General features: G+C 63.3%; 23 protein-coding genes and 2 tRNA genes. 18 read left to right on the top strand and 7 right to left on the bottom strand.

Features of this window, described 5'->3' with window-relative positions; all coding sequences use genetic code 11:
- Positions 1 to 127: 127 nt before the first annotated feature.
- Positions 128 to 2,092 (bottom strand): DNA primase, encoded by a 1,965-nt coding sequence (gene dnaG / locus BM075_RS11635; protein ID WP_093360860.1) that lies wholly within the window; start codon positions 2,090 to 2,092, stop codon positions 128 to 130.
- 195 nt (positions 2,093 to 2,287) lie between these two features.
- On the opposite strand from dnaG, the gene BM075_RS11630 reads away from it, so the two are divergent.
- Entirely contained in the window at positions 2,288 to 2,587 is a 300-nt protein-coding gene (locus BM075_RS11630) for an SH3 domain-containing protein (RefSeq protein WP_093360859.1), read from the top strand.
- A 119-nt stretch (positions 2,588 to 2,706) separates the two neighbouring features.
- Here the strand turns inward: BM075_RS11630 and BM075_RS11625 are convergent, their stop codons facing one another.
- Complete coding sequence (locus BM075_RS11625) at positions 2,707 to 4,137, bottom strand: Glu/Leu/Phe/Val family dehydrogenase (RefSeq protein ID WP_093360858.1); 1,431 nt, start codon at positions 4,135 to 4,137, stop codon at positions 2,707 to 2,709.
- Positions 4,138 to 4,525: 388 nt separating this feature from the next.
- Between BM075_RS11625 and BM075_RS11620 the strand changes: the two genes are divergently transcribed.
- The 9 genes from BM075_RS11620 to BM075_RS11580 all read left to right on the top strand — a co-directional run bounded on the left by BM075_RS11620 (position 4,526) and on the right by BM075_RS11580 (position 13,339).
- A complete protein-coding gene (locus BM075_RS11620; protein WP_177208319.1) occupies positions 4,526 to 6,178 on the top strand; it encodes a Tad domain-containing protein in 1,653 nt (550 codons plus the stop codon).
- The gene (locus BM075_RS11615; RefSeq protein ID WP_093360856.1) at positions 6,175 to 6,762 is read left to right on the top strand and encodes a TadE/TadG family type IV pilus assembly protein; all 588 of its coding nucleotides are present in this window, start codon (positions 6,175 to 6,177) and stop codon (positions 6,760 to 6,762) included. Before BM075_RS11620 ends, BM075_RS11615 begins: the two co-directional genes overlap by 4 nt.
- A gap of 77 nt (positions 6,763 to 6,839) precedes the next feature.
- A complete protein-coding gene (locus tag BM075_RS11610) occupies positions 6,840 to 7,385 on the top strand; it encodes a TadE/TadG family type IV pilus assembly protein (RefSeq protein ID WP_143089864.1) in 546 nt (181 codons plus the stop codon).
- Positions 7,386 to 7,516: 131 nt separating this feature from the next.
- Complete coding sequence (locus BM075_RS11605) at positions 7,517 to 8,428, top strand: pirin family protein (protein ID WP_093360854.1); 912 nt, start codon at positions 7,517 to 7,519, stop codon at positions 8,426 to 8,428.
- 149 nt (positions 8,429 to 8,577) lie between these two features.
- Positions 8,578 to 8,919 carry a hypothetical protein gene (locus BM075_RS11600; RefSeq protein ID WP_093360853.1) on the top strand — a complete coding sequence of 114 codons (342 nt, stop codon included), beginning with the start codon at positions 8,578 to 8,580 and terminating at the stop codon, positions 8,917 to 8,919.
- 64 nt (positions 8,920 to 8,983) lie between these two features.
- Positions 8,984 to 10,270, top strand: coding sequence for a homoserine dehydrogenase (locus tag BM075_RS11595; protein ID WP_093360852.1), 1,287 nt, complete (start codon positions 8,984 to 8,986; stop codon positions 10,268 to 10,270).
- 177 nt (positions 10,271 to 10,447) lie between these two features.
- A complete protein-coding gene (glpX, locus tag BM075_RS11590; protein WP_093360851.1) occupies positions 10,448 to 11,410 on the top strand; it encodes a class II fructose-bisphosphatase in 963 nt (320 codons plus the stop codon).
- Positions 11,411 to 11,417: 7 nt separating this feature from the next.
- Positions 11,418 to 13,160: a single-stranded-DNA-specific exonuclease RecJ gene (gene recJ / locus BM075_RS11585; RefSeq protein WP_093360850.1), complete on the top strand. Its 1,743-nt coding sequence runs from the start codon at positions 11,418 to 11,420 to the stop codon at positions 13,158 to 13,160.
- Between the two features lie 104 nt (positions 13,161 to 13,264).
- A tRNA-Glu gene (locus tag BM075_RS11580) sits at positions 13,265 to 13,339 on the top strand.
- A gap of 237 nt (positions 13,340 to 13,576) precedes the next feature.
- Here BM075_RS11580 and BM075_RS11575 read toward each other — a convergent pair.
- The 3 genes from BM075_RS11575 to ypfJ form a co-directional block, all read right to left on the bottom strand.
- A tRNA-Leu gene (locus BM075_RS11575) sits at positions 13,577 to 13,662 on the bottom strand.
- A 76-nt stretch (positions 13,663 to 13,738) separates the two neighbouring features.
- Entirely contained in the window at positions 13,739 to 15,028 is a 1,290-nt protein-coding gene (locus BM075_RS11570) for a flavin-dependent oxidoreductase (RefSeq protein WP_093360849.1), read from the bottom strand.
- A 142-nt stretch (positions 15,029 to 15,170) separates the two neighbouring features.
- Complete coding sequence (ypfJ, locus tag BM075_RS11565) at positions 15,171 to 16,031, bottom strand: KPN_02809 family neutral zinc metallopeptidase (RefSeq protein WP_093360848.1); 861 nt, start codon at positions 16,029 to 16,031, stop codon at positions 15,171 to 15,173.
- 69 nt (positions 16,032 to 16,100) lie between these two features.
- On the opposite strand from ypfJ, the gene BM075_RS11560 reads away from it, so the two are divergent.
- Together BM075_RS11560 and BM075_RS11555 are read left to right on the top strand one after the other, a co-directional pair.
- On the top strand, positions 16,101 to 16,679 hold the full coding sequence (locus BM075_RS11560; RefSeq protein WP_093360847.1) for a YqaA family protein: 579 nt from the start codon (positions 16,101 to 16,103) through the stop codon (positions 16,677 to 16,679).
- On the top strand, positions 16,676 to 17,137 hold the full coding sequence (locus tag BM075_RS11555; RefSeq protein ID WP_093360846.1) for a disulfide bond formation protein B: 462 nt from the start codon (positions 16,676 to 16,678) through the stop codon (positions 17,135 to 17,137). The genes BM075_RS11560 and BM075_RS11555 overlap by 4 nt, the downstream gene beginning before the upstream one ends.
- A 17-nt stretch (positions 17,138 to 17,154) precedes the next feature.
- Here the strand turns inward: BM075_RS11555 and BM075_RS11550 are convergent, their stop codons facing one another.
- Positions 17,155 to 17,424, bottom strand: a complete 270-nt coding sequence (locus tag BM075_RS11550; RefSeq protein WP_093360999.1) for an usg protein — start codon at positions 17,422 to 17,424, stop codon at positions 17,155 to 17,157.
- 188 nt (positions 17,425 to 17,612) lie between these two features.
- Between BM075_RS11550 and gyrA the strand changes: the two genes are divergently transcribed.
- The 5 genes from gyrA (at position 17,613) to gluQRS (ending at position 23,748) form a co-directional block, all read left to right on the top strand.
- Positions 17,613 to 20,381 (top strand): DNA gyrase subunit A, encoded by a 2,769-nt coding sequence (gene gyrA, locus BM075_RS11545; RefSeq protein ID WP_177208318.1) that lies wholly within the window; start codon positions 17,613 to 17,615, stop codon positions 20,379 to 20,381.
- 334 nt (positions 20,382 to 20,715) lie between these two features.
- On the top strand, positions 20,716 to 21,237 hold the full coding sequence (locus BM075_RS11540; protein WP_143089863.1) for a hypothetical protein: 522 nt from the start codon (positions 20,716 to 20,718) through the stop codon (positions 21,235 to 21,237).
- A 67-nt stretch (positions 21,238 to 21,304) separates the two neighbouring features.
- The gene (gene trmFO / locus BM075_RS11535) at positions 21,305 to 22,672 is read left to right on the top strand and encodes a methylenetetrahydrofolate--tRNA-(uracil(54)-C(5))-methyltransferase (FADH(2)-oxidizing) TrmFO (RefSeq protein ID WP_093360843.1); all 1,368 of its coding nucleotides are present in this window, start codon (positions 21,305 to 21,307) and stop codon (positions 22,670 to 22,672) included.
- A 16-nt stretch (positions 22,673 to 22,688) separates the two neighbouring features.
- On the top strand, positions 22,689 to 22,877 hold the full coding sequence (locus BM075_RS11530; protein WP_093360842.1) for a hypothetical protein: 189 nt from the start codon (positions 22,689 to 22,691) through the stop codon (positions 22,875 to 22,877).
- A 10-nt stretch (positions 22,878 to 22,887) separates the two neighbouring features.
- Positions 22,888 to 23,748, top strand: a complete 861-nt coding sequence (gluQRS, locus tag BM075_RS11525; protein WP_093360841.1) for a tRNA glutamyl-Q(34) synthetase GluQRS — start codon at positions 22,888 to 22,890, stop codon at positions 23,746 to 23,748.
- A gap of 13 nt (positions 23,749 to 23,761) precedes the next feature.
- On the opposite strand, the gene hisI is transcribed toward gluQRS, so the two are convergent.
- Positions 23,762 to 24,121 (bottom strand): phosphoribosyl-AMP cyclohydrolase, encoded by a 360-nt coding sequence (gene hisI / locus BM075_RS11520; RefSeq protein ID WP_093360840.1) that lies wholly within the window; start codon positions 24,119 to 24,121, stop codon positions 23,762 to 23,764.
- Positions 24,122 to 24,188: 67 nt separating this feature from the next.
- Here hisI and BM075_RS11515 point away from each other — a divergent pair, with 67 nt between their 5' ends.
- Entirely contained in the window at positions 24,189 to 24,635 is a 447-nt protein-coding gene (locus BM075_RS11515) for an iron-sulfur cluster assembly scaffold protein (protein WP_093360839.1), read from the top strand.
- The last annotated feature ends 148 nt before the right edge of the window (positions 24,636 to 24,783 follow it).

The following is a 24,783-nucleotide window of genomic DNA, read 5'->3' as shown; positions in this document are numbered from 1 at the left end:
ACTCCTGTTTCGGGGAGGCTGATTCGTTCACGCAGTTAGCTCAACTCGAATCAATAGCGCACGAATCGCCGAGCGCCACCCCCCCTCCGTCTGGCGGCCCGAGATTCCATGTCTCGGGTCCCTGGGGTCACTCTCTCCGCCGCTTGGGTCGATCGAAACCGATCGCATTCAGCAGCGCGTCCAGATCCGAGCGTTCGTCCCGGTCGAGGCGGGCACCGTTCTCGGCAATTTCATATTCCGTCCTATCGGTTTCCTGGTTTCGTCCAGCCATCTCCTGAGCCCGTGCGGACAGTTTCAGGCGATAGTCGATCCACGCTTCCGGCGTTTCCCCGAAACCGGCCATCGCCTCTTCGATTTCGCGTCGTGCGCCGCGCAACGCGGCGAGCTTTGCGATTTCCTCGCTCAGGCACAGGCGGGCCAGGTCCAGATCGCCGGACTTTCGAACCGACGGAGCCAGCGTGACATGGCGTGGACCCAGCAGCGATTCAAGAGCCCGCGTACCAAGGGATTCGCTGATTCGCGATTCGATAGTCTCTCGTGTGTCGTCTGGGTCACAACCCAGCAGCACGGCCGCGAGCGCCGCGTGCCCGGGCGCGGAAAATTCGAGCTCTTCAAGGACATGCGCGAATTCATCCAGCGCGGCGGGCGTCCGGATCAACGTGGCGAGAATCACCGCCTCGCGGAGCGCGAGCGCATCGTCGTCGCCCGCCGCAGCAAACATCGACGCGCGCGTCCCGGCCACGGGAGCGACCTCAGGCGCCCTCGCGCGACCGCGCCGCGGCGTTGCAGCGCGACGCGGGCTCCCGAATCCGAACAGCTCGCCCCTGCGTCGGCGGATTTCTTCAGCATAATGCGCCCGGATCGCCGGATCGCCGATCCGACGGATCACCGCGCGCAGGTCTCTGTCCAACGCCGCGCGGCGTTCCGGGCTGTCGAGCACCTTCCCCTCGGTCTCACGCTGCCAAAGCAACGACACCATCGGCTGCGCCTCATCGAGCAGGGCTTGCATCGCCTCGGCACCGTGCGCCTTCAGATACTCGTCGGGGTCCTGACCTTCCGGCAACAGACAGAAGCGCAGCGATTGGCCAGCTTCGAGCAGCGGCAAAGCCAGATCGATCAGACGAAGCCCGGCGCGCAGCCCGGCCGTATCGCCATCGAGCGCAATCACGGGTTCGGGAGAGATTCGCCACAGCAGGCGCAACTGGTCTTCTGTGATCGCGGTGCCAAGCGGCGCCACCGTTGCCCCGAACCCCGCCTCACTGAGCGCGATGACATCCATGTAGCCTTCGGCGACCAGCAATGTCTGCCCCTTGCCAGCAGCCTCGCGGGCAGGGCCGTGGTTGTAGAGGCTGCGCCCCTTGTCGAACAGGTCCGTCTCCGGAGAATTGAGGTATTTCGCCTTGTCACCGGGGTCCATCGCCCGCCCGCCGAATGCGATCGCCCGCCCCCTGGCGTCCCGGATCGGGAAGATGATCCGATTGCGGAAGGTGTCGTAGGGTTGGCGGCCCTTGTCAGACGGGCGGGCCAGGCCACACTGCAAGATCAGATCGGGCGCAATTCCTTTCCCGGTCAGGTGATCCCAAAGCGCCTGCCATCCGTCCGGCGCGAACCCGAGATGCCAGCGTTCCAACACGTCCGGTGACAGGCCACGCGCCTTCAGCAGGTACTCGCGTGCAGTGGCGGCTGCGGCCGTCTTCAGTTGCAGGCGGTAAAACTTCACCGCCTCCTCCATCACCTCGGTCAGTTGCGTTCTCTGACCCGCCTTTTCCTGAGCCCGGGGGTCGCGTTCGGGCATGGGCAGGCCGGCTTCCTGCGCAAGAATCTCGATGGCCTCGATGAAGCTCACGTTTTCAGTTTCCTGAACGAAGGAGATGGCGTCACCCTTGGCGTGGCAGCCGAAGCAATAGTAGAAGCCCTTGCGATCCTCGACGTGGAACGAGGCCGTCTTTTCCTGGTGAAAGGGGCATGGCGCCCACCAGTCACCCCGGCCCTGATTCGACTTTCGCATGTCCCAAGTGACCTTGCGCCCCACAACCTGGGCGAGCGAAAGGCGGGAGCGAAGCTCGTCGAGGAATCCGGGCGGCAGGGACATTGCCTCAATATCGGTCCGGGCGGCCCGCAAGTCCAGAGCGTCCCGCCGCGGTTCGCGCTAAATATCTGCGTCGCGGGCATAAGCCCCAGTCACTTCCGACGTGGTCTGTGCAAATCCGTCGGCGCCATGGCCCCTGCCCCTCATCCGACGCCCATGCTAGGATCACGACAAAGAAGACCGAGCAGGAGAAATTTCATGTTGCAGGCAACGCGATCAATCGTGGCCCTTGCGGCCGTCTGCGCCCTTGCGGCTATCGCCAGCCCAGCCGCCGCGACCGGAACCGTCGAGGTTTCGGGTTTGACTGGAGACGAAATGTTGAAGCTTCGAAGCGGCCCGGGCACCGGATACCGGGTGATCGTCGGGCTGCCCAACGGCGCGATTTTGCGCAACCACGGGTGCGACCGCATCGGCGGAACGCCGTGGTGCAAGGTTTCGCTCCGGGAGGTTCGCGGTTTGCAGGGCTATGTATCCGGTCACTACCTGAAAGAGCGGTAGCGCTTCGCCTGCCGGGGGCATGATTTATTCGGCCGAAAAATCGCTGCGCGCGGCACCCGCGATCCCGGCCCAACGGGAGGAGGCGCATCTGCAGATGCGCTGACGACGGGCGGGAGCCCTCAGAGGCCCTTTTCGCGATAACTGAGAGCGACCCGCTGGATTGCCACCAGATAGGCGGCCGTGCGCAGGTCACTGATGTCATCGCGCCCATGCCAAACCTCGCGCATGGATTGGTAGGCGATCCGCATCGTGTCATCGAGGCCCGACCGCACAAGCTCAAGTTCGTCCGCCCCTTTGAGATACCGGTCCTTGAAGGTCGGCGTCATCGTCCAGGAGTCCCCCAGATACCGATCCAGGCGCTCCAGCTCGTTCACCAACAGGCGATGCCGTGCCTCCTCCTGCCGCCGCTGCATCCGTCCAAAGCGGATGTGGCTGAGGTTCTTGACCCATTCGAAGTAGGACACCGTCACACCGCCGGCGTTGGCGTAAAGGTCTGGTATGATGACCACGCCTTTCTGGCGGAGGATCTCGTCGGCGCCCGCGGTAACCGGCCCGTTGGCCGCTTCGATGATCAGCCGCGCGTTCAGACGGTCTGCGTTGCTCGTGGTGATGACTCCCTCCAGCGCGGCCGGGATGAGAATATCGCATTCCTTCTCCAGCACGCTGCCGCCATCGGGCACATAGGTGCCGTCCGCATAGCCCTCCACACCGCCGTGCGTGCCGATCCAGTTCCGCACCGCTTCCACGTCCAGCCCGTTGTCGTCCACGATTGCGCCGTCGCGCTCCACGATGGCCGTGATCCGGGCGCCGTCCTCCTCGCTGAGGAATTTCGCCGCGTGGTATCCCACGTTGCCCAAGCCTTGGACGACGATCCGCTTGCCCTCCAGACTGCCCGCAAGGTTTGCCGTCGCCACGTCTTCCGGGTGCCGGAAGAACTCCTGAAGCGCGTATTGCACGCCGCGCCCCGTCGCCTCCACGCGGCCGTGGATGCCGCCGGAGTGGATGGGCTTGCCGGTCACGCAGGCATAAGCATTGATGTCGGTCGTGTTCATGCGGCGGTACTGGTCGGCGATCCAGGCCATCTCGCGCTCCCCGGTGCCCATGTCGGGCGCCGGCACGTTCTGGCTTGGGTTGATGAGGTCCCTCTTGGCCAGTTCATAGGCGAACCGGCGGGTGATCCGCTCCAGTTCGTGCTCCTCGTACTCCCGCGGATCGATGCAGAGCCCGCCCTTGGAGCCGCCGAATGGCGCCTCCACAAGTGCGCACTTATAGGTCATGAGGGCGGCCAGCGCCTCCACCTCGTCCTGGGTCACGGCCAGAGCAAAACGGATCCCACCCTTGACCGGCTCCATGTGCTCCGAGTGAACCGACCGATATCCGGTGAACGTCTGGATTCCGCCGCGCAGCCGTACACCGAATCGAACCGTATAGGTGGCGTTGCAAACACGGATCTTTTCTTCGAGCCCGGGTGGAAGATCCATCGCAGAGACTGCGCGGTTGAACATGAGATCGACGGATTCGCGGAACGTCGGTTCTCGGTTTTGTTTCATCTCGATGTCCTCCCTGCGGCAGAATCGGCACCGCTTCTCCCGCCGGTTCCACGCCTGCACTCGTCCGCAGACCCTAGCGCCTTATGACGACGATGACACGCACTATCCCTACGTAAAATGACGCGCACGCGGCCCACGTGCGTGCATGGCACGAACGACCGCCAGGAACCGCCCTGATCCGTCCGATTATTAAAAATTGTGATACAGATTCCCCGATTGCGCCCACCTAAGAACAAAGTCGCCCACGAGAAACCCCACAGTGACAATTGGCGAAGCCTGCGGGTTTGCAGGCTGCATGGAGTCAGTAATGTTTTGCAGAGTGAATGCTTTTCTTACAAAGCGTGGTATCAGCACGTCCAAAGTGACCAAACGCCTAAAGAGCCGCTTGATGACGGCCCTTCAGACCGAAGACGGCGGAATGATCATCCTGTCCCTCTTCCTTATCATTGGAATGTTGCTGGCAATCGGGCTCGCAGTGGACACGGCGCAATCCGAAAATATGCGCATCAGATTACAAAATACCATGGACACCGCCACTCTTGCGTCCACAGACCTGGAGCAGAGCCTCGAACCGCGCGACGTCATGAACGACAGCTTCAAGAAAGCTGGCCTTTCCGGAACACTCAAGTCAGTCAACGTGGACAAGGGATTCAATTATCGAGCGGTCGCCGGACGGGCGGAAGCGGACGTCAAAACTTTCTTCCTGAGGATCATCGGCATTGACGAGCTCACCGTGCCGGTCGCTGGCGCTGCGATGGAATCGGTTGCCGACATAGAAATTTCGCTCGTGTTGGATAACTCGGGCTCTATGGGAAACTACAACGACCGACGCCTGCGCCTTTTGAAACCCGCAGCGAAAGAATTCATCGACGCCGTGGTGCGCGACGACGAGGCCAGCAACGGAAAAACGGCAGTCTCGATCATTCCATTCGCGACTCAGGTTAGCGCTGGCCGGGATCTTTTCGCCGCGATCAACACGACGGCGGATCACGACAATTCTTACTGCCTGACCTTCACGGAGGATGACTACACCACGACGCGGCTGGAAAAATTTCCGGAATATCGGCAAACGGCCTATTTTGACTGGTCCGAGGACTACCGTAACACCTGGGACCCACAGGACTACTATCTTCGGATCAACTGCCCGCCGGCCGATGCCACAGACCGACACATAACGCCATGGTCTGTCGATGCCGATTATCTGAAACAGCGCATCGATCGAATGTATGCCGAAGGCAATACGTCAATTGAAATCGGGGCCAAATGGGGTGCAGCCCTGCTGGACCCGAGCTCCCGTGACGTTCTGACGGCACTCGCGGACGCGGGCGTCGTGGACGAGGAACTTCGGGGACAACCGTTCGACTACACCCGGGACAACACCATGAAAATACTCGTGATCATGTCCGACGGAGAGAACACCACGAGCTGGGATGTCGCCGATCAATACCGGAGCGGAGAGTCTCCGATCTTTTGGTCCAGCTTATCTGAGTCCGATGACAGGCCGGATCCCGGCGGGCCCGGCAACGGAAAAGGGAAAGGAAAGGGCAAAGGTAAAGGCAAAGGTAAGGATAAGGATAAGCACGAGCCGAAAACGGTGGAAACTTACGTCTACTACGATGAGAATCGATCAGGCAACCACAACTATTGGTATCATTTCGACTCCGACTGGCATTCTGATGCCGGAGACAACGCTGAAAGGCTGTCATGGAGCGAAGTTTGGCAGGAGATGCGCGTTATCGACTTTGCCAGGCATCTGAAAGAAGGCGCGCTCGGCGGCAATGCAGGCAGTTATTTCGATCAGATCGTGAAGACGACGCGGAACACGACCAAGAACGACCGCACTCAGGATATCTGCAGATCGGCGAAGAATGCGGGCATTCTCGTTTTCACCATCGGAATGGACACCTACGGCCAAGGCGACAAGACGCTCTCCGAATGTGCGTCCTCACCGAGTTTCTTCTATGACGTCCGTAGCTTGGACATCTCGTCGGCGTTCGCCTCCATCGCGCGCCAGATCAACCAATTGAGGTTGACGCAATGAAGCCGTTGCAAGCCGTAGTTGCCGTGTTCAGGCGGTTAAAACGTTCGCGTTTCCTCCGTAGCGAGAGAGCGAATGCCACGATCGAATTCGTAATCCTCTTTCCATTCTTCATCCTGCTCTTCACCTCGACCTTCGAGATTGGGCTCTTGATGGTCCGACAGGTCATGCTGGATCGCGGCACGGACGAAACCGTACGGACGCTCCGGCTGGGTCAATGGGATATCCCCGAAGATGACCCGGCCAAGCAACTCGAGGTCCATGAAGCTATGAAAAAGATGATATGCGAATTCGCCACCATTCTCCCCGACTGCGAACGGAACATGCTCATCGCCCTCAACCCTGTTGAGACCGACACTTGGGGTCCACTTCCTCAGGGGGCGGGCTGCGTCGACAGAAATGCTGAGGTAAACCCGCCGCGAAACTTCAAGCCGGGCGTCCAGAACGAAATGATGGTCATCCGGGTTTGCGCGCTCCAAAGCCCGATGTTTCCGCTTGCGGGGATCGGCGCGATGCTGCCACGGGTCGGGAAAGACCACTACGCACTCGTCAGCACTGCGGCATTCGTGAACGAGCCAGGATCATGACTGTCCGCTCTCCTCTCCTGTCGCTTTCCCGCATTGCGTCGACCGTACGCGCTTTCCGGTCGCAGTCGGACGGATCGTTGTCGGTCGAAACCGTGATCATCCTTCCTATCCTGTGTTTCGTATATATTGCTGGCGTGGTGTGGTTCGACGCCTTCCGAACACAGTACACCAATCTGAGCGCAATCTACGCGATCTCCGATATGGTAAGCCGCGAACAGAACGGAATCGACCAGGACTATTTCGAGGGACTGCACAGTGTGTACCAGTTCCTGACCAACGGAGCGCACCCCACGCAACTGCGCCTATCGATCGTCGAATGCACTAAGGACTGCACCTCGTCCGACTCCCGCGAACTCGCCGTCTGCTGGTCGACGGGGACGGCGGGCCGCCCGCCTCTCGAAGACACTGACATCGCCAAAATGGAAGATCGCATTCCGTATTTTGCAAAGGGCGATCAAACAATCGTCACGGAAACCTTCATGGCCTATACCCCACTGTTCAACATCGGCATGGGGCCGCGTGTGTTTAAAAACGAAATCTTCACCAGGCCACGCGGCGTCACCGGTCAGATCAAGTGGGACAAGGGAGACGGCTCCTTCGACGATTGCTTCAACAACGATTGAAAAAGGCACCATTGCGCCTCCCGCCGACGTGATCGCAACAAATTCGCACAGTCTCTGAGTGCCCATGCTCAGGCGCACGGATTGTTGGAACGCCGGCAAACCCCTACCTTGGGGTCAAAGGAGACGCACCCATGTCTATCAGACCAGTCGACCATATGAGCCAGGCTCGGCCCACGCTTGAAGGCGCGGGCGTTCACCTGCATCGCGCGTTCGGTTTCGGGGATGCGGGCCAGACCGACCCGTTCCTGTTGCTGGACGATTTCCGCAACGACCGGCCGGAGGATTTTGCCTCGGGCTTTCCCTGGCACCCCCACCGGGGCATCGAGACCGTGACCTATGTGCTGAGCGGCACGGTGGAGCATTCCGACAGCCTGGGCAACACCGGCCGTCTCGGCTCCGGCGACGTGCAGTGGATGACCGCCGGATCGGGCATCCTGCACCAGGAGATGCCTCAGGGGAATGCGAAGGGGCAGATGCACGGCTTCCAGCTCTGGGCCAACTTGCCGTCGTCGCTCAAGATGACCGCGCCGAGGTACCAGGACGTTCAGGGCGGGGAGATCCCGGAGGTCCTCGATGACGACGGCACGCGGGTTCGCGTGGTGGTCGGCTCGTTCTGGGGCAAGACCGGCCCCGTCGACGGCATCGCCGCCGATCCGCAGTTCCTCGACATATTCGTCCCCGCGGGCGTGAAGAAGACCTTCCCGGTCGACACGTACCGGCGCGCCTTCGCCTATATCTTCGAGGGGGCTGGAGCCTTTGCCGACGCATCGCAACCCACCGGCGTGCTGCTCGAAAAGGAGGTCGCGGGGCAGGAAGTGAATATTCGCGACATGTCCGGCAACCGGACGCTCGTCCGCTTCGGCACCGGCGACGAAGTGACCGTACAGGCCGGGCCGGAAGGCGTGCGCTTCCTGCTGATCTCCGGCGCCCCGATCCAGGAGCCGGTCGCCTGGCACGGCCCGATCGTGATGAACACGCGCGCCGAGCTGGAGACAGCCTTCCGCGAGTTGCGCAACGGAACCTTCATACGGTCCCAACATTAAATGATGCATCCGCCCCGGCTCTGTTTCATGCCGGGGCGGACTGGCACGGACCGCTTCCTGCTGCAGGCGTGCCCGCCCGGCTTGCGTGACGGTTGCTCTCCGGTAGGCCGCGCCGTTAGGGTGCGGCCAATCTGGCATCCGGACTTGTCATGACAACGAATTACCGTTCCGCCCTCCTTCTGCTGGTCGCCCTGTCGCTGACGGGGTGCGCCCGCTTTCCAGAGTTGGACAAGGCAATCACGGAGGAAGGCAAGGCAGCGCCGGAGCCCGTGCTAGTCGACAACCGACCCTTGATCTCGGCGGCAGCGACCGGATCGGTCGACACGACCACGCGATCATCGCTGCAATCGCGCGCCGCCACCCTGCAGGCGCGATCCACGGCCCTGGCCGGTCCGGTCATCGATCCGGCGGAGCTGGCAGAGATCGAAGCCGCGCACGGCCGCCTGCGCGCCGAAACCGGTCGCGTTGCACCGGAGCCCGGAACGCGGTAATGCACGCCGCACCGCCGGACCCCGGCGGCCGTTTTGCACGCCTGAAACCACCGGAGACTCGACCATGACCACCCCCCTCCGCCTCGGCATCGCAGGGCTCGGCACCGTCGGCACGGGCGTGGTGAAAATCGTTCGGCAAAAGGCAAACCTCCTGGCGGCCCGCACTGGGCGGCCGATCCAGATCACCGCAGTATCCGCGCGCACCCGCGACAAGGATCGCGGCGTCTCCCTGACCGGCTACGCCTGGGAGGACGATCCGGTAAAACTCGCAACCCGCGAGGACGTGGACGTGTTCGTGGAGCTCATCGGCGGGGCCGATGGGTCGGCCAAGGCCGCCGCCGAGGCCGCGCTGACCGCGGGCAAGGACGTCGTCACCGCAAACAAGGCAATGCTCGCCCTTCACGGACAGGAGCTGGCCGAACTGGCCGAGGAGCGCGGCCACGTCATCCGTTTCGAGGCGGCCGTCGCTGGGGGCATCCCCGTCGTCAAGGCCCTGACCGAAGGGCTTGCCGGCAACGAAGTGACGCGCGTCATGGGCGTGATGAACGGCACCTGCAACTACATCCTGACGCGGATGGAGGATTCCGGCCTGCCTTACGAACAGGTGTTCGAGGAGGCCAACCAGCTCGGTTATCTGGAGGCGGACCCGACCCTCGACGTGGGCGGGATCGACGCCGGGCACAAACTCGCGCTGCTCTCGGCCATCGCCTATGGCACGCAGGTCGACTTCCATGCGGTCGAACTCGAAGGCATTCAGCGAATCTCCATCGAGGACATCCACACCGCCGCCCGCATGGGTTTCAAGATCAAGCTTCTCGGCGTCGCGCAGATGACCGGCCGCGGGCTGGAGCAGCGCATGTCGCCCTGCCTCGTTCCCGCGGATAGCCCCCTGGGCCAACTCCAGGGCGGCACGAACATGGTCGTGCTGGAAGGCGACGCCGCCGGCCAGATCGTGCTGCGCGGCGCGGGCGCGGGCGAAGGCCCAACCGCCAGCGCGGTGATGAGCGACATCGTGGAGATCGCCCGCGGCACCCGTCTCACCACATTCGGCCAGCCGGCCAAACACTTGGAGAAGGCCATTCCGGCACGCACCTCGGCGCCTGCACCCTATTACCTGCGGATGCTGCTGACCGACAAACCGGGCGCGATGGCCAAGGTCGCGACCGTTCTGGGCGATGCCGGAATCAGCATCGACCGAATGCGCCAGACGCAACATGACGCCACGGCCGCACCTGTGGTGATCGTCACCCACAGAACCGGGCGCGACGCGCTCGACACTGCACTCGCGGCTTTGCCCGGGACTGGCGTGGTTCAAGGCGAGCCCGTGGCGATCCGGATAGAAGACGTCTGATTTTGCCATCTGTGCACCTCGCCCGCTCGAAAAACGTCGTGCCGGCGTGCGCCAGAGGAAAAGTTGACGCATATGCGAGGCGGTTTGCCGCTATAGCGCTATCAGCGCTTGCGCCGACGCCACGGGCACAGATACGCCCGAAGCTGAACATCCGTTTTATTACGCAGGACCACACAAATGCATCACCCGCCCGAATTTCATGACCGTATGCTCTCGCTCGCCCTCGCCCGTGTATCGGAGGCGGCAGCCATGGCTTCGGCCCACCTGATCGGCCACGGTGACGAAAAGGCGGCCGACCAAGCGGCGGTGAATGCCATGCGCGACCAGCTCAACATGCTGGAAATCCGCGGCGTCGTGGTGATCGGCGAAGGCGAGCGGGACGAAGCGCCCATGCTCTACATCGGCGAAGAAGTCGGCGAGGGCGTCGGCCCCGAGGTCGACATCGCGCTGGACCCGCTCGAAGGCACGACCCTCACCGCGCTCGACATGCCGAACGCGCTCTGCGTGGTCGCCATGGGCCCCCGCGGCTCGCTCCTGCACGCACCCGACGTCTACATGGACAAGCTTGCGATCGGCCCCGGCTATCCGCAAGACGTGGTCACGCTGAAGATGGAGCCGGCCGAACGTGTGCGCGCGCTCGCCAGGGCGAAGGGCTGTGAAAATCGCGATATCAACGTCTGCATTCTCGAACGCGAACGGCACAAGGACCTGATCGCCGAGGTGCGCTCCACCGGCGCGGCGATCCGAATGATCACCGACGGCGACGTGGCCGGTGTGATGCACTGCGCCGAGCCGCACCTGACGGGAATCGACATGTACATGGGAGCCGGCGGTGCGCCCGAAGGCGTCTTGGCAGCCTCCGCGCTTAAATGCATGGGCGGCCAGATGTACGGCCGGCTCCTGTTCCGCAACGACGACGAAATCGCCCGCGCCCGCAAGGCTGGCATCGAAGATCTCGACAAGATTTACAATCGGGACGAGATGGTGACCCGCGACGTGGTGTTTGCGGCAACCGGCGTGACCGACGGCAGCATCCTGCCCGGCGTCAAGCGCCGCCCGCACATGTTCACCACCGAGACCCTTCTGATGCGCTCCAAGACAGGATCGGTGCGCCGCATCACCTATTCCAACCCGGTGTAAGGCGGGCATGGCGGCATTCCTCGGCGTCGACCGCTCACTGACCGGCCGGATGTGGGTCGGTCCGAGCGTCGAACAGGACCGCCTTGCGGAAGCATTGGCGCAGGCGACCCGGCTCCCCGGGCCGCTGTGCCACACTCTGGTCCGCCGCGGCGTGACGGCGGAAACGTGCGAGGCGTTCCTCGCGCCTACCCTGCGCGAGTTGCTGCCCGACCCGCGAACGCTCAAGGACATGAGCACGGCCGCCGCGCGTGTGCTTGCTGCGGTGGAGCGGCGCGAGCGCATCGCGGTTTTCGCGGATTACGACGTGGACGGCGGCAGCTCCGCCGCGCTGCTTCTGACCTGGCTGCGACAGGTGGGTCGCGGCGCTACGCTTTATGTTCCTGACCGGATCGATGAAGGCTACGGCCCCAACCCGCCAGCCATGCGCCAGCTCGCCGCGCGGCACGACCTGATCGTCTGCGTCGACTGCGGCACGCTCAGTCATGAGGCGATTGCGGCAGCGACGGATGCGGACGTCGTTGTGCTCGACCATCACCTGGGCGGCGAGACCCTTCCCCCCGCCCTTGCCGTCGTGAATCCCAACCGACAGGACGAGAGTGGGGATCTTGCGCACCTCTGCGCCGCCGCGGTCGTCTTTCTGTTGCTGGTGGAGGTGAACCGCCTCATGCGCGAAGGTGGTTCGGCGGGGCCGGACCTGATGGCGCTGCTCGACCTCGTTGCGCTGGCGACAGTGGCCGACGTAGCACCACTTGTCGGAGTGAACCGCGCCCTCGTCCGTGCCGGCCTGCAAATCATGGCGCGCCGGGAGCGGCCGGGCCTTCGAGCCCTCGCAGATGTGGCGGGTATGAAGGAGGCGCCGCGCGCCTATCACCTTGGCTACATGCTCGGCCCGCGGATCAATGCCGGCGGGCGGATCGGACAGGCCGACTTTGGTGCGCGCCTTCTTGCCACCGATGACCCGGCCGAAGCGCAGGCACTCGCCGAACGTTTGGATCAGCTCAACCACGAGCGTCGGGAGATCGAGGCCCGCGTTTCCGAGGAAGCTATGGCACAGGCCGAGGCCCGGGGCCTCGACGGCCCGCTCGTCTGGGCCGCCGGCGAAGGGTGGCACCCCGGCGTGGTGGGCATCGTCGCCTCCCGCATGAAGGAAGCGACCAACCGCCCCTCCGTGGTGATCGGTCTGGCCGACGGCGAGGGGAAGGGCTCCGGACGGTCGATCAGCGGCGTGGACCTTGGCGCGTCGATCCAGCGCGTCGCGCAGGAGGGGCTGCTAATCAAGGGCGGCGGGCACAAGATGGCAGCGGGCCTGACGGTCGCCGCAGACCTGCTGGAACCCGCGATGGAACGGCTCTCCGAGCTGTTGGAAAAGCAGGGCGCCGGAACCGGCGGGCCACGGGACCTGACGCTCGACGGCCTCCTGATGCCCGGTGCGGCCAATATCGAGCTGATCGAGCGGATCGAGGCCGCGGGCCCCTTTGGCGCCGCAGCCCCTGCCCCGCGTTTCGCGCTCCCCGACGTGGAGATCTTGCATGTGCGCCGGGTGGGCGAGAACCACCTCAAGGTGAGTTTCGGCGACGGCCTCGGTGCCCGTATGGACGCGATCGCTTTCAGCTGTTTCGATACGCCTCTGGGGGAGCGTCTATCGTCACATGGAGGGGCTCGGTTCCACCTCGCGGGGCGGCTGGAAATCAACGAATGGAACGGCCGCCGCAGCCCGCAACTCAGGCTCGAAGACGCCGCCCCCGCCTGAGGGCCGCCCGCCCTAGTGCCCTCGTCAGATTTCTTCGAATGATCGTCCGAATCCCCTTGCGTGGGTGGGCGAGGTTTTCTAAGAAACGCCGCACCAGCCGGCACGGTCCGTTCGTCTATCGGTTAGGACGCCAGGTTTTCAACCTGGAAAGAGGGGTTCGATTCCCCTACGGACTGCCACTTTCCCCCTAATCGCGACACCGTCACTCTAGGGCTTTTGGCGATGTTTTGCCCGGCCTCCGACCTACGGTTTTTCATAGCGCCTCGCACTATATGCACTTGGTGGAAGGACAGCCTCGTGCGCAGTTTTGGTTTTCCGGAGGCTTCCAGCCATAGCAACTTGCCAACGCAATATCCGCCAAAGCCCCGCCTTCGGCAGGGCAGTCGGTTGTCAGATTTGCATGAGAATGAAAGCTTTGGTGCCCGAGGCGAGACTCGAACTCGCACGGTATCGCTACCGGCGGATTTTGAATCCGCTGCGTCTACCATTCCGCCACTCGGGCCACCGGGGCCTGTCTAGCCGCAGCCGCCAAATTGCGCCAGCCCCAAAGCGCGCCGGGACTGCACGAAAATCGGCCCTCAGTCTCCCGACGGTCCGATCACCGGGGTCTTGCCGATCGGGCCGATAATGGAGGGTTGGGCGTTGACCTCTTCCACCGTCAGGCCGGTGGCCTCTTTGTAATGGTCCGAGAAGTGCCGCCGCTCGGAAACGCTCATCACATCGTCGATGTCCTCGAAGCCGTTGGGCGCACGTTCGGCCACGGCGTCGAGCACCGCATCAGGGCCCTCGCCTCGGTTGGCCAGGATGATCTCGTTGACGGCCTCCCTGCGGATCTCGTCGTAGCTCTGCAGCGCATGGGCGTTCTCGCCCAATTGGCTGAGCTCGCGCGCCATCACGCGGGCGTCCAGAATACCTTGGGAGGCGCCGTTGGAGCCGATGGGATACATGGAGTGCGCCGCGTCGCCCAGCAGGGCGATCCGGCCCTCGGTCCAGCTCGGCATCGGGTCCCGGTCGGTCAGTGGCCATTCCCAGAGCGTTTCGGAACTGCGGATCAGCTCGGGCACGTCCAGCCAGTCGAAATGCCAGTCCTCGAAGCTCGGCAGGACGTCCTCGATCTTGCCGTGGCCGCCGAGGCCCTGCCCGTCCTGGTCGGGATGAAGGGCCACGGCCGTATCCGCGATCCAGTGGATAAAGCTCTGATCACGCCCCTTGTTGCCGATGGGATAGGCGACGAACTTCAGGCCTTTTTCGCCCGAGATGGTCATCGTCCGCCCGCCGAGGAACCGCGGCCCGTGGGACACTCCGCGCCACATCATCGTGCGCCGCCAGTTCGGCGCGCCCTGATCGGGGAACACGGTCTTGCGGATCGAGGAGCGGGCGCCGTCGCAGGCGACCAGAACCGAGCCCCGCAGCCGGTCCAGCTCGAAGCCGAACTTGCGGTCCGTCAGCACCACTTCCAGCCCCCGGGGCGTTTCGTACCATTCGCTCACCTTCGCGCCGGCCAGGATGGCCGAGGGGCCGCACCGCTCCAAAAGGGTTTCGTGCAGCATCATCTGCAGCCCGCCGCGGTGGATGGAGTATTGCGGATAGAGATAGCCCGCCTCGACCCCGCGCGGCTCTGACCAGATCTCCTGCCCGCGAGAGTTGAAATAGGCGATGCGTTCCGTGCGAAGGCCGACGCGGTCGAGCTTGGACTTGAGCCCAAGGTCGTAGAGTTCGCGCACCGCGTGCGGCTGAAGGTTGATACCGAAGCCGAGCGGGCGGAGTTCCGCGATCGCCTCGATGATACGGAAGGGGACCCCGACCTGTTGCAACGACAGACCTAAAGTGAGGCCGGCGACACCGGCGCCGCAGATCAGAACAGTCATCGCTGGTTAGTCCCCTGGATTTTGGCGTGGATGGGTGAATTTCACCTATTCGGCTGTCATCGCGTGGATTGCAACCGGCTATTCCGCACAAAGCCGCGAGCCATGAGTCGCAGGCAACACGGCATCGCGCTTTGTGCGTGCATCACAGCTGATCCTGCGAAAATGTATCGCAGCTGCGCACATCGCCGGTGTCGAAGCCGGTCGCGAACCATCGCTGGCGTTGCTCCGAGGTGCCGTGGGTGAATGTGTGCGGGCGCGGAACGCGTCCGGCGTCACGCTGCAACGTGTCGTCGCCGATCTCGCGCGCGGCGTTCAGCGCCTCCTGCAGGTCGCCACGTTCCAGAGAGCCGAGTTGCTCGTTGGCCTGCCTCGCCCAGACCCCAGCTAAGCAGTCAGCCTGCAACTCGATGCGCACCGAAATCGCATTGGACTCCGCCTGGCCGACCTGCGCGCGAATGCGATTGGCCTGGGAGAGGATGCCGAGCTGGTTCTGGACATGGTGGGCGATCTCGTGGGCGACGACATAGGCAGCGGCAAAATCACCGCTGGCGCCGAACCGGTCCCGGAGCTCCGCGAAGAAGGCGGTGTCGAGGTAGGCCTTCTGGTCGAGCGGGCAGTAAAATGGCCCCGTTGCCCCGGAAGCATTGCCGCAGGGTGATTGCGTGACACCGGAGAACAGCACGAGGACAGGCTCCTGGTACGGCTCGCCCACCTGCTGCTGGAACACCTGGGACCACACGTCTTCGGTGTCCGCGAGGACGACCGACACGAATTGCGCCGCGGCTTCCTCCTCGGCCGACGGCGGCTGACTCGTGGAGTAGCCGCCGGGCGTCGACTGCGCGCCCGGGTCGAGCAGAGCCGTCATGTCGATGCCGAGAAACCAGCCGATCACGACGATCAGCAAAAGGCCGACGCCGCCCACACCGCCGACCCGTCCCACGCTGGCGGAGCGGCCGCGCCGGTCCTCGATGTTGCGGCTTCCGCGCCGCCCTTGCCATTTCATTCTACGCTCTCCTTGACCCCGGGGCCGCCCCGTGATGATTGCGACATGGTAACAACAGGATCTCGGCCCTTGCTACGCGGACTTTACGACTGGACGATCTCCTTGGCAGCCGGAAAACACGCGATGTGGGCTCTGGCGGCTGTGGCATTTATCGAAAGCTCCTTCTTTCCGATCCCGCCGGACCTGCTGATGATCCCCATGATCCTCGCCACGCCCCACCGCGCCTTCCGTATTGCGCTGGTGGCCATGGTCGCGTCCGTGCTGGGGGGCATGTTCGGATATGCGATCGGCGCCTTTGCCTTCGAACAGGTGGGCCGACCCATACTGGAGCACCTCGGCAAGGCAGACAAGATGGAAGCCTTCAACACGCGGTTTAACGATTTCGGCTTCTGGGCCGTGCTGATCGCTGGGCTGACACCGTTCCCCTACAAGGTCATCACCATCATGTCCGGCTGGACGGGGATGCCCTTCTGGACCTTCATGATAACCTCGATCATCGCCCGGGGCGGACGGTTCTTCCTGGTGGCGGCGTTGCTGTGGAAATTCGGCCCGCCGGTGCGTGAATTCATCGAGAAGCGGCTCGGACTTGTCCTGACCGCGTTCGTCGTGCTGCTCGTCGGCGGCGCCTACATGGTGAGGTACCTGTGAGCCCCAGACTGCCCCTTGCTCTCGCCCTTGCAGGCTCGGTTGCGAGCTTGGCCGGAGCGTTCTTCTTTCAATACGTGATGGCGATCCTGCCGTGCCACCTTTGCATCCTTCAGCGCTGGCCGCACGCCATTCTGGTGGTGCTGGCGGCCTTGGCGCTGATCTGGCCGAAACGCCTTGTGATTGCCGCCGGCGCGCTGGTCGCCACGGTGAGCATTGGCCTGGCGATCTATCACAGCGGGGTCGAACGGAAGCTCTGGGCCGGGCCGACCGACTGCACCGGCGGACAGGACCTGTCCGGGCTGTCCGGGCAGGACCTGCTGAGCACGGACTTTACCGTTGGCGTGGTGCAGTGCGACGAGATCTCCTATTCGATCCTCGGGCTCAGCTTCGCCAACTACAACGTGCTTCTGTCGCTCGGGCTGATCGTGCTTTGGCTGCTCGCGTGGCGCCGGGCCTGACGCGCGCGCCCGTGCCGTCAATGCAGGATGAATTCGCCGCGAACGTTGCGCCATTCTCCGGGCGAGATCTGCTTGCGATGAACGAAGCGAACCGAATGCAGCGGCCCTTCGATCTCCTCCTGCCAGAACTCGATGAAGCGGAAGAGCTTCGGGTGATCCGGTGCCAGGTCGTAATCCTGCCAGATGAAGGTGTTCAGGACGTTCTGGTAATCCGGCATGCGATAGAACATCTCCGCCGTTGTGAGCCCGTACCCGGCCAGCATCAACTCTGTTTCTCGTGACATCATTTTGCTCCTGCAACGCGCCTGTGGATAAATGATGCCGCCTTCGATACGTTCGGCAAAGAAAACAATCTGGTGGCACTGGGACACCCCGGCTGCCAAGGGTTTTTCGCCGCGACCATTGCACCCGATCTCGCGGATCGGCTATGATGCGCCAACAAAATATAGCGGTGCGCCCAAATCGCAGGCAGAGAATGACCGATACACCCGAACCCCCTGAAAACGAAGAAGAAGCCCGCCCGGAACGCCCGACCTACGACGGGCCGACGATCGACATCGCGGAGGAGATGAAGACCTCCTACCTCGATTACGCCATGAGCGTGATCGTTGCGCGCGCGATTCCGGACCTTCGCGACGGATTGAAACCGGTGCACCGGCGCATCCTCTACGCGATGCACGAGACCGGAAACACGCACGACAAGCCCTATCGCAAGTCGGCCCGTCCGGTTGGCGACACGATGGGGAAATACCACCCCCACGGCGACTCTGCGATCTATGACGCGCTGGTGCGGATGGCGCAGGACTTCTCCATGTCCCTGCCGCTGCTGGACGGCCAAGGCAACTTCGGCTCGATGGACGGCGATCAGGCCGCAGCCATGCGCTACACCGAAGTGCGGATGGACAAACCCGCCGCCTTCCTGCTGGCCGACATCGACAAGGACACGGTCGATTTTCAGGACAACTACGACGGCAAGGACAGGGAACCCACCGTCCTGCCGGCGCGGTTCCCCAACATGCTGGTCAACGGCGCCGGCGGTATCGCCGTTGGCATGGCCACGAATATTCCGCCGCACAATCTGGGCGAGGTGGTGGACGCGACGCTTGCCCTGATCGAAGACCCGGACCTGTCGACCGAGGACCTGATCGAATACGTCCCTGGCCCCGATTTTCCGACCGGCGGCGTGATGCTCGGCCGTTCCGGCGCGCGGAAGGCGTATATGGAAGGGCGCGGCTCCGTCATTCTGCGGGCAAAGACCCGCATCGAGGAAATCCGCAAAGACCGCTATGCCATCGTGGTGGACGAGATCCCCTACCAGGTGAACAAGGCCACGATGATCGAGAAGATCGCCGAGATGGCCCGCGACAAGAAGATCGAGGGCATCGCCCACGTTCAGGACGAGTCGGACCGCATCGGCGTGCGCGTCGTGGTCGAACTGAAACGCGACGCGACACCGGACGTGGTGCTGAACCAGCTTTACCGCTTTACACCGATGCAGACGTCCTTCGGCTGCAACATGCTGGCGCTCAACGGCGGCCGGCCGGAGCAGCTTACCCTGCGCCAGTTCCTGACCGCCTTCATCGACTTCCGCGAGGAAGTCGTGGCGCGGCGCACCGCGTACGAACTCCGCAAGGCACGGGAACGCAGCCATATCCTCTGCGGACTCGCCGTCGCGGTCTCGAACGTGGACGAGGTCGTCGCGACGATCCGAAGCTCCGCCGACCCCGCTGAGGCCCGCGAACGGCTGATGACCCGCCGCTGGCCGGCAGAAGATATTGCCGACTACATCCGGCTGATCGACGATCCGACCCACAAGATGAACGAGGACGGGACCTACAACCTGTCCGAAACCCAGGCCCGTGCCATCCTAGACTTGCGTCTCCAGCGGCTCACCGCGATGGGCGTGAAGGAAGTCACCGACGAGTTGGAGGAGTTGGCGGGCAAGATCCTGGAGTACCTCGCGATCCTGCGTTCCCGGGACCGGATCATGGGGATCATCGCCGACGAGCTGAAGGAAGTGAAAGAGCTCTTCGCTGTACCGCGCCGCACCGAAATTGCGGAATGGGCCGGCGACATGGAGGACGAGGACCTCATCGAGCGCGAAGACATGGTGGTAACGGTCACCCAGTCCGGCTACATCAAGCGCACGCCGCTTAGCGACTTCCGCTCCCAGCGGCGGGGTGGCAAGGGTCTGTCTGGTGGCGGGCTCAAGGACGACGACGTGGTCACGACCCTGTTCGTCGCAAACACCCACACGCAGCTTCTGTTCTTCACCACCGATGGAATGGCTTACAAGCTCAAGACGTGGCGCCTGCCCTCCGGAGGGCGCGGCGCCCGCGGCAAGGCCATCGTCAATATCCTGCCGATCCCCACGGGCGTCTCCATCGCCGCCATCATGCCGGTGGATCGGCCGGAAGATGCCTGGGGCGACCTTCAGATCGTCTTTGCCACCGACGCGGGCACCGTCCGGCGCAATCGACTGTCGGATTTCACCAACGTCATGCGCAACGGCAAGATCGCGATGAAATTCGAGGGCGAGCATGAGGACACCCACCTCATCAACGCGCGCATCTGTTCGGAAGAGGACGACATCATGCTCGTCACGGATTCCGGCCGCGCGATCAGGTTCCCCACAACCGACGTTCGCGTTTTCAACAGTCGTGCGTCCGTGGGCGTAAGGGGCATCCGCCTGAACAATGGGGACCGCGTCGTCTCCATGTCGGTCATTCGCCATTTCGAGGCCAGCCCGCAGGAGCGCGCGGCCTACCTCAAACAGCGTCGCCTGGTTGCCGGTGCCACCGAGGAAGCCGAGGTCGATGAGGACGAGGTCGAGGTGGAAGCCGGGCAGCTCTCCCCGGAGCGATACGCCGAGATGTCGGCGGCCGAGGATCTCATCCTGACCATCACCTCCGGCGGCTCAGGCAAGATCAGCTCGAGCCACGACTACCCCGTGCGCGGCCGCGGCGGCATCGGCGTGACGGCCATGGACCGTGCCATGAGGGGCGGCCCGCTGGTGGCCTGCTTCCCGGTCGATCCGGATGACCAAATCATGCTAGCCACATCCACCGGCCAGTCGATCCGATGCCCGGTTGAGGGCATCTCTTTCCGCTCTCGCACAGCCGGGGGGGTGCGCGTCTTCGACACCGCCGAGGGAGAGAAAGTGGTTTCGGTCGCCCGCATTGCTGAACAGGGGGCGGAGTCCGAAGCGCTGGAAGACAGCGACGGCGAGCATGCCGAGGATTGATTGAATCTGCCAAATTGGGGGCGCCAATGTGTCCCCAATTGCATCGGGGCAGGCCCATGTCCTTGTGAGACAGGCGGCCTGCCCCGCCATTATCTGGCCACATGGAAACAATCTGTCGCCGGATGTGAACACATTCATTCACCTTTATTTCCCCTTTTTAACCCTCTGTTAGCCGTAGTTCGGCACGATTCTGCCCAGAGAGCCGGAATTGTCGTCAGGGGATTGCTGCATGAAAGACAGCTCGCTAGATGCCCCGAAAGCGGCGCAACGCAGGGCCAAGCCTATGTATTTCATTACGAGGGACAGAGTGGTTCTGAGTTCCGCGGTGCAGAATATGCTCCGTATTGTAATTGCGTCCTATTTCCTGGCGGGCGCAATCGGCATTATTCCCGGCACGGATCTGACACCCCTGTTCGCCCATTTCATTCCGATCGACGCGGCGCGTCTGGCTGGCGGTGCGCTTGTCTTTGCCCTGGCCTATCTCGTGATGATCGGCGTGTGGTTGCGCGGCGCGGCGCTCACCCTGGGTATCCTCACATTCTGTTCGAGCTACGTCAAAATGCTCGAACTGGGAATGGCGAGCGAGCTCGGCGGGTTCTGGCGCGACCTTGCCCTGATCGCTGCCCTCATCCTGACCTACGCCGAAACCGATCCGCGAAACTACGCGAAACGCACGCCAGTCCGCCGGCAGGCAGAACCGCCCACCGTCGTCGTCCCCGAAACGCCGACTGCCCCCCCGGCCCGGAGCCGCAGGAAGCCCCCCGAAGTTCGCGGGTCGCACTTGCGACAGCCGGTTTCGGTTGAGGAGCTCGAGGACATCTTCCGTGAAGAATTCGAGATTGCGCGGTCGAACTGAGCGCGAAATTCCACTTTCTTTTTTCGGGCTTCTTCCAAACGAGCGCGCGATCCCCTAGATCGCCCCCATGAAACGCGCAATTCACATCGTTGGCGGCGGCATGGCCGGTTCCGAAGCCGCATGGCAGGCCGCGCAGGCCGGCGTGCCCGTGGTGCTCCACGAGATGCGGCCCAAGGTTGGCACGTTCGCCCACCGCACGGGCAATCTCGCGGAGATGGTCTGCTCCAACTCCTTCCGGTCCGACGACGACGAGAACAACGCCGTGGGTCTGTTGCATTGGGAGATGCGTGCGGCTGGTGGCCTAATCATCTCCACCGCCGACACCCACGCCCTGCCCGCGGGTGGAGCGCTGGCCGTCGACAGGGAGGCGTTCGCCGAGGAAATCACACGCCGGCTGCGGTCGCATCCACTGATTGAGGTGGTCGAAGACGAGATCGCCGCCCTGCCCGGCCCCGACGCCGGCCCTGTTATCATCGCAACGGGCCCATTGACTTCTGGAGCGCTCGCCGAAGCCATTGCCGCCGAAACCGGTCAACAGAGCCTTGCCTTCTTCGACGCCATCGCCCCCATCGTCCATTTCAATTCCGTCGATATGGACGTTGCCTGGATGCAGTCCCGCTACGACAAGGGCGAGACGGAGGAAGAGCGCACGGCCTATCTCAACTGCCCGATGACGCGCGAGCAATACGACACCTTTATCGACGCGCTGCTGGATGCCGAGAAAACTGAGTTCCGCCCCGGGGAGACGGCGCAGTATTTTGACGGCTGCCTCCCGATCGAGGTCATGGCGGAGCGCGGGCGGGAGACATTGCGGCATGGCCCGATGAAGCCCGTGGGGCTGACGAACAGCCACAAGCCGGACGAGAAAGCTTGCGCAGTGGTTCAACTGCGCCGTGATAACGCATTGGGCACGCTTTATAATATCGTCGGGTTCCAGACGAAGATGAAGCACGGGGCGCAGACCCGGGTGTTTCGGATGATTCCGGGGCTGGAGAATGCACGCTTCGCCCGGCTCGGCGGGATCCATCGCAACACCTTCATCAATTCGCCCACGCTGCTCGACGCGCAAATGCGCCTCCGCTCGAAGCCACACATTCGATTTGCCGGCCAGATCACCGGTGTCGAGGGCTACGTGGAGAGCGCTGCGATGGGCCTGCTTGCCGGGCGCATGGCCGCGGCAGAGGTTCAGGGGCGCACGCTGCCACAGGTGCCTGAAGACACCGCCATGGGGGCGCTGCTCAGCCACATCACCGGCGGGGCGGACGCCAAGACGTTCCAGCCGATGAACGTCAATTTCGGACTTTTTCGACCTGTCGAGGCCCGAGGCGGTCGCAAGGGGCGCAAGGAGCGCTACAAAATCTATACAGACCGTGCCAAGGCCGCCTGGCGCGAGTGGCTGACCTCGTTCGAGCCCCAGCCCGCCACGGCAGACTGACTGGAAGGACCCATCGATGAACTACCTGCTCGCTATCCTGTTGCCGCCCCTGTCAATCCTGCTCGCCGGCTGGCCGATCACATCCATCGTGGTTTTTCTGATCTGGGTGCCCGCCATCATCTTCAGCGGCGGGCTGACCCATCCGATGTTCATCATCCTGGCGTGGCTCATCATCCACCAGAGTAACGTGAAACGCACGGGGTGACCGCCCGCCCGTGAGAACGCGCTTCGCTCCTTCGCCCACCGGACCTCTGCACCTTGGCCACGCCTATTCGGCGATGTTTGCACACGAGCTGGCACAAGCCTCCGGTGGGCAATTCCTCCTACGGATTGAGGACATTGACCGGAGCCGCGCACGTCCGGAGTGGGAGGCGCAGATCTATGACGACCTGCACTGGCTCGGCCTCGACTGGCCGGTACCGGTGATGCGTCAGTCGGAACGGCTCGACGTGTACCGGACCGCGTTGGAGCGCCTTTGGCAGCGCGGCCTGCTTTACCCGTGCTCCTGCCGCCGGCGCGACATCCTGGAGGCCGCTAGTGCGCCGCAGGAAGGCAGCGCCCCTCCCATAGGCCCCGACGGCATCGTTTACCCCGGTACCTGCCGTCACGGCGATCGGATCGGCGCTCTCCCGGGCGAGGCATTGCGCCTCGACATGAGGAAGGCAGTGCAGTTTATTGATAAAATTGAGTTTAACGAGAACGGCAGCGGACCCGACGGCGAAACTGGCCGAGTGTCCTGCTCCGCTGTGCACCTTATCGACTGCGTCGGGGATATTGTGTTAGCGCGCCGCGACATGGGCACGTCCTACCACCTGTCCGTGGTGATAGATGATGCCGCGCAAGGCATCTCCCATGTTGTCCGCGGTCAGGATCTGTTCGAGGCGACAGCCATCCATGTCGTCCTGCAGCGCCTGCTCGACCTGCCGGTGCCGGCCTATCAGCATCACAAGCTGATCCGGGACGAAACCGGGAAACGCCTGGCAAAACGCGATGACGCTCGGGCAATTTCAGCTTATCGCGATCAGGGGCTTTCGCCGCACGACATTCGAGAGATTGTCGGCCTGACGACACCCTGAAAACTCTGAAACGTCAATCGATTGGCGTCAGGATTTCAACTTCCTCGCCGGATTGCACCGCGGTGTAGAAGCAGCTCCGGCGATTGGTGTGACAGGCCGGCCCCGTCTGGCGGACGATGAGCAGCAAGCAATCACGGTCGCAGTCCACGCGCATCTCCACGAGTTCCTGGACGTGGCCTGAGGTTTCACCCTTCACCCAGAACGATTTGCGGGAGCGGGACCAGTAGGTTACGCGACCAGACTCAAGCGTCTTCGTTACAGCCTCGGCGTTCATCCACGCCATCATAAGCACCTCCCCGGTACCGTCCTGCTGTGCGATCGCGGGGATCAACCCCTGTGCGTTGAAGCGCAGGCTCTGCGGATCAAAGGCCATAGGATGCTCCTTTGCATTTCGCGCGTCGGGGATTATCTATTGGGATACGCGCGTCAGAGGAAACGACATGGCCAGCGATCTCGATCTCGTCAAGCTTTATTCAGGACGTATCCTGAGCTTGGCCGCTGACATCCCGCATCTGGGCCGGTTGGACCGGCCGACTGCCACCGTGCGCAAGCGGGCGCCGTTGTGCGGCTCGACGGTCACGGTCGACCTGTTGGTGCGCGAAGGCCGTATCGTCGATTTCGCGCAGGACGTGAAGGCGTGCGCGCTTGGGCAGGCATCGGCGTCGGTTCTGGGAGCGCATGTCATCGGCTGCGGTCGGGCGGACATCGAGCGCGCGCGGGATCAGCTTTCGGCGATGCTGCGGCAGGATGGCCCCGTGCCCGACGCGCCGTTCACGGATCTGGAAGTGCTTCTGCCCGCGCGGGAGTTCAAGAACCGCCATGCCTCCATCCTCCTGGCTTTCGAAGCCGCGGCGGATGCATTTGTCGAGGCAGAGAAGGCCGCGTAACCCCGCGCCTATTGGCAAACCCCCTTGCTGATACATCTTGTCCATTGTTCCCCCGGGAGTGGAGGCGTAGATCGGACCTGTCGTGGAACGCCCCCGCACGGTACGGCGGGCGCCCCAGCGGCTCCGCCCAACCCATTGTGGTACCTGC

Origin of the sequence: Tropicimonas isoalkanivorans, from assembly GCF_900112335.1 — a bacterium.
GTDB lineage: Bacteria > Pseudomonadota > Alphaproteobacteria > Rhodobacterales > Rhodobacteraceae > Tropicimonas > Tropicimonas isoalkanivorans.
Note: the sequence above shows the minus strand (reverse complement) of the source record. Positions and strands in the feature narration are given on the sequence as shown.